The organism is Caulobacter sp. 17J65-9 (assembly GCF_010975005.1).
Lineage (GTDB): Bacteria > Pseudomonadota > Alphaproteobacteria > Caulobacterales > Caulobacteraceae > 17J80-11.
Genome location: NZ_JAAIVC010000232.1, coordinates 1 through 4,458, shown reverse-complemented (window position 1 = coordinate 4,458; position 4,458 = coordinate 1). Strand labels below are relative to the sequence as shown.

The window sequence follows — 4,458 nt, the reverse complement described above, 5'->3', positions numbered from 1 at the left end:
GCCCTGGTCGGCCTGGGCGTGGCGCCGCGCGCGCGGCTTCGCGTGCCGGCGGATTCGCTCGGCGACCCGTACCTGGCCGCCCCGGCCGAGGTCATCGAGTTCGCGCCGCGCGCGGGCCGGACCACGCGGGTGGCCTTCCCGGTCACCGCGCTGGGCGAGGTCGAGGTGCAGGTCCAGCTGCAACGCGCGGGCGCGCCGGCCAAGGGCCTCGCCGCCGTGCAGGTCCAGCTGGTCGCGCCCGACGGGAGCGTCGCCGCCGCCGGCTCGACCGAGCACGACGGCACCCTGGTGCTCGACCGACTGCCGCCCGGCGACTTCGCCGTCCGTCTCGATCCCGCCCAGGCCGAGCGCCTGGGCCTCAAGCTGGTCGCGCCCGCGGCCGTGCGCATCCCGCCCGAGGGCGGCTTCGCCGGACGCGTGCCCGCCCTCGTCGCCCTGGAGTCTGCCCGATGACGTGGAGACCTTCGATGAAAGCACGCGTATTCGGCCTGCTGGCCGCCCTCACCGTCGGCGTGTCCGGCGCGGCGGGCCAGGCCCTGCCGGTGTCGGCTTCGCCCTCGGCCGAGGCGCCGAGCCTGGGCAAGGTGATGACCGGCCCCTCCAGCAGCGTGTTCGCGATAAACGCGAGCGGTGTCGTCACCCGCACCAGCGGCACGGCGGTGCGCATCACCAACACCGGGACGAGCGTCCCCACGGTGACGGTCACCTGCAACATTCAAACCGGCAACACCTGCGCCAACGGCACCGTGCGGATCGTCGTCACCGCCGCCAGCACGTCGCGGGCCTCGATCACCTCGTTCACGGCCAGCGGGATCAAGTGCGACACCGGGACCTGCCAGTCGCTCAGCGGCACGACCGGGCCCGCCCCTTCGCTGGACTTCAGCGTGCGGGCGCCCGGCAAGGGCAAGGCGGTGACCTTCACCCTGCCGATGGAGGTCACCATCGGCGCGACCCCCACGACCGGAAACGCCGTCTATCGCTACAACGTCACTGCGAGCGTGAACTGATGACCCGCGCACACCTCTCCCCCGCCCTTCGGGCCGGCGCCCTGGTCCTGGCCGCCGCCCTGGTTTCGACCAGCGCCGCCTCCGCGCCCCCGAAGCAGGGCTCCGGCCGGCTGACCGTCGTGCTGCCGCTGACCGTGACCTATGTCGGCGACCTGGCCTTCGGACGGCTGCACACCGACGCCGGGCACGGGACCGGCACGGTCACCGTGAAGCCTTGGCCGATCCCGGCCCGCACCGCGGTCAACGCCCACCTCGGCAACGGCGCGCCCTTCGGGCCGGCGCTGACCACGGTCCGCGGGGAGCCCGGTCGGCTCTACCGGGTGATCCTGCCGACGGGGGTGAAGACCGAGCAAGGCGGCCTGTCCGTCGGCGCCTTCACCATCTGGAGCGACGTGCGCGGCGACGTGACCGCTTCGGGCGTGGGCCAGATCGGGCCCGACGGCAAGGACACCATCCGGGTCGGCGGCACCGTCACCGTGCCGCCCAAGACCAAGGTGCAGACGTTCAACGCCGAGCCGGCGATCACCGTGTCCTACGAATAGGCCTGCTCGCGCCGGGTACGGATCAAATGCAACGCTTGGCGAGTTGCTCAGCTGTCTGACGGTCAAGCTGACGGAGGTCCGTATGAGCGACGTCCTCGCCCCGGGGTATTCGCCCGCCGCGCCGCGCGCGGGCGCGCGTCCCCTCTCCCCCGCCGCCGTGCCCCTGTGCCTGGGCGTGCTGGCGGCCGTGCTGGTCGCGCTGAGCGCCGGGCAGGACCTGTTTCTGGCCTTCAGTCCCAGCCTCGATGCGCAGAGAATCTGGCTGCTGGACCTCGACTACGAATACAATTTCTCGACCTGGTTCTCGTCGGCCGTCCTGCTGGGCGCGGCGATCCAGCTGTTCGAGATCGCCGAGCAGGCGCGGCTGGCCAGCGACCGCTTCTTCGCCCACTGGGCGATCCTCAGCCTCAGCTTCGCGGCGCTCTCGGCCGACGAGTTCATCGGCCTGCACGAGCGGATGAGCGACGTGCTGCAGGCAAGCCTGGACACGCACGGCGCGCTGTATCCGGCCTGGGTGATCCCGGTGCTGATCGTCTGCGCCGCCGGCGCCTTCGCCTATCGCGGCTTCCTGAAGGCCCTGCCCTGGCCGGTCGCCCGCACCATGCTGCTCGCCGCCGTCCTCTACATCGGCGGGGCCGCCGGCTTCGAGATGGCGGCCGGCGGCTTCTTCGAGAACGACACCACCGACCAGCAGGCGTACCGCGTGGTCACGACGCTGGAGGAGAGCGGCGAAATGGCCGGCGCGATCCTGTTCCTCTACGCCCTGGCGTTGCACCGCCGCGGCGCCGAAGGGACGCGGCCGAAGCCGCGCCCGTTCGGGGCTAGCCCAGCGACGGATCGAGCTTGAGCGCCCTGGCCTTGTCGGCCGCGGCCCCGGCGGCGTCGCCCAGCTCTTCTTTCGCAAAGCCGCGCTGCCACAGCACGATCGCCAGGTCCGGATTGATCGCCAGCGCGGCGTCGAACCACTCCAGCGCCGTGGTTTCGTCGCCCATCCGGCGGTAAGTCTCGCCCTTCGCGCCCAGCGCGTTCGCGTCCTTGGGCGACAGCTTCAGGGCGGCGTTCAGGTCCCGCAGCGCGCGGTCGTAGCGGCCCTGGTCGGTGAACACGAGGGCGCGGTTGTAGAGGACGTAGTCGCTGTCCGCCTCGACCGCGAGCGCCGCGTCGAAGTCGCCCAGCGCCTTGTCGTATTTCTCCGCGCGGTAGTAGGCCAGGCCGCGGCCGTTGAGGGCGTACACCGATTTCGGGTCGGCCTTGATGGCCGCTTCGAAGTCGGCCAGGGCCTGCTTCTCGTCCTTCTTCGCCACCCAGACCCAGGCCCGGTCGGCCAGGATCTCGGCGTTCTTGGGCTCCAGGGCGACGGCGCGGCTGTAGTCGCGGATGGCGTCGGCGGCGCGGCCGTCTTCGCTCAGCAGCGTCGCGCGCGCAGTCCAGTTCTCCGCGTCCTTCGGATCCAGGGCGATCGCCTTGTCGTAGGCGGCGCGGGCGGCCTTGTGATCGCCGGCTTCCTGCAGCACCCCGCCCATCCAGCGGTAGAGGTCGGCGCGCTTCGGGTCCTGGGCGATGGCCTTGCGGTAGGCGACCTGCGCGTTCGCGAGATCGCCCTTGCGCCACAGGGCGCCGGCGCGGGCGCTGAGCGCCCAGGCGTGATTGGGATCGAGCTTGAGGGCCGCGTCGTAGCTGGCCAGCTCCTCGTCCGGGCGCTCCAGACCCAGCAGCTCCTCGCCGATGGCGACCAGGGCGTCGGGGTCCTGCGGGTCCAGTTCGGCGGATTTGCGGTAGTCGGCCAGCGCCGCGACGTGGTCGCAGTCCTCCGACGAGCTCATCAGCTGGGCGCGGTTGTAATAGGCCCCGGCGCCGGGCGCGATGCGGATGACCGTGTCGTAGTCCGCCCTGGCCTTGGCGACCTCGCCCAGCAGGCCGTAGGCGCGGGCGCGCTGGAACAGGGCGTCGAGGTTCTCCGGCTCGGCGGCGAGCAGCGGCTCCAGGCGCTTCAGGGCGGCCTGGGCCTGGTGGTCCTCGGTCAGGGCGCGGGCCAGGCCGACGACCGCTTCGTTGTCTTTGGCGTCCAGCTTCAGCGCGGCCTCGAAGGCCTTGGCCGCCCCGGCTTGGCGGTTCAGGTCGATCAGGACGCCGCCGCGGACGCGATGGGCGCGCCCGTGCTTCGGATCGATCCGAAGCGCCGCGTCGGCGTCGCGCAGGGCGCGGTCCAGCTCGTTGCGGTTCCACATCAGCACGGCGTGGTAGGTCGGCGGCTCGGGATCCTTCGGATGCGCCTTCATCAGCGCCTCGTAGATCGCTTGCGCTTCGTTCGCGCGGTCCAGGTGCTCCAGGGCGACGGCCTTGTTGATCAGGACGTCCCGGTCTTTCGGGAATGCCTTCAGGGCCGCGTCGAAGTCCTCCAGCGCGCCGGCCGGGTCGTCGTTCTCGGCGCGCAGCTGGCCGCGGCTGAATTTCCACCAGGGCTTCGGATCCAGCGCGAGCGCCGCGTCGTAGTCGACCCGCGCCTTGGCCGGCTCCTTGCGGAAGCTGTGGTAGATCCAGGCGCGCAGGTAGAGGCCTTCCGCCTGCTTGGGATTGATCTTCAGCGCCGCCTCGAGGTCGCTCATCGCCGCGACCTCCTCTTCCAGCCCCAGGTGGGACAGGGCGCGGGCGACCAGGACGTCGGCGTCGCCGGGGGCGAGGCCCACAGCCCTATCGGCGTCCTCCAGGGAGGCCTTGTACTTGTCCTGATCGTAGAGCGCGTCGCTGCGGCCGCTGTACGCACGGGCGCGTTCGGCGTCGCTCGAGGCTTTCTCCAGCGCGCGGTCGCAGGCGGCGACCCGCGGCGCGGCGTCCATCTCGCGGTCGGCGCAGGCGACGGCCGGATCGGCCGCGGCGCGCGGCGCGGCCAGGACGTGGGCGGGCAGGCT

General features: G+C 72.0%; 4 protein-coding genes and 1 pseudogene. 4 read left to right on the top strand and 1 reads right to left on the bottom strand.

The annotated features are described in order from the left end of the window. The 4 genes and pseudogenes from G3573_RS20305 to G3573_RS20290 form a co-directional block, all read left to right on the top strand. A pseudogene (locus tag G3573_RS20305) lies at window positions 1-453 on the top strand (hypothetical protein); the annotation flags it as partial. A gap of 14 nt (window positions 454-467) precedes the next feature. After that, window positions 468-1,007 carry a hypothetical protein gene (locus G3573_RS20300; protein WP_163263485.1) on the top strand — a complete coding sequence of 180 codons (540 nt, stop codon included), beginning with the start codon at window positions 468-470 and terminating at the stop codon, window positions 1,005-1,007. Next, on the top strand, window positions 1,007-1,549 hold the full coding sequence (locus tag G3573_RS20295) for a DUF4402 domain-containing protein (protein WP_163263484.1): 543 nt from the start codon (window positions 1,007-1,009) through the stop codon (window positions 1,547-1,549). The genes G3573_RS20300 and G3573_RS20295 overlap by 1 nt, the downstream gene beginning before the upstream one ends. 82 nt (window positions 1,550-1,631) lie before the next feature. Then, window positions 1,632-2,396 (top strand): hypothetical protein, encoded by a 765-nt coding sequence (locus G3573_RS20290; protein WP_163263483.1) that lies wholly within the window; start codon window positions 1,632-1,634, stop codon window positions 2,394-2,396. Here the strand turns inward: G3573_RS20290 and G3573_RS20285 are convergent. Then, the coding region (locus G3573_RS20285) for a tetratricopeptide repeat protein (protein WP_163263482.1) at window positions 2,371-4,458 on the bottom strand (2,088 nt) is incomplete at its 5' end. The two genes, G3573_RS20290 and G3573_RS20285, sit on opposite strands and share 26 nt — an antisense overlap.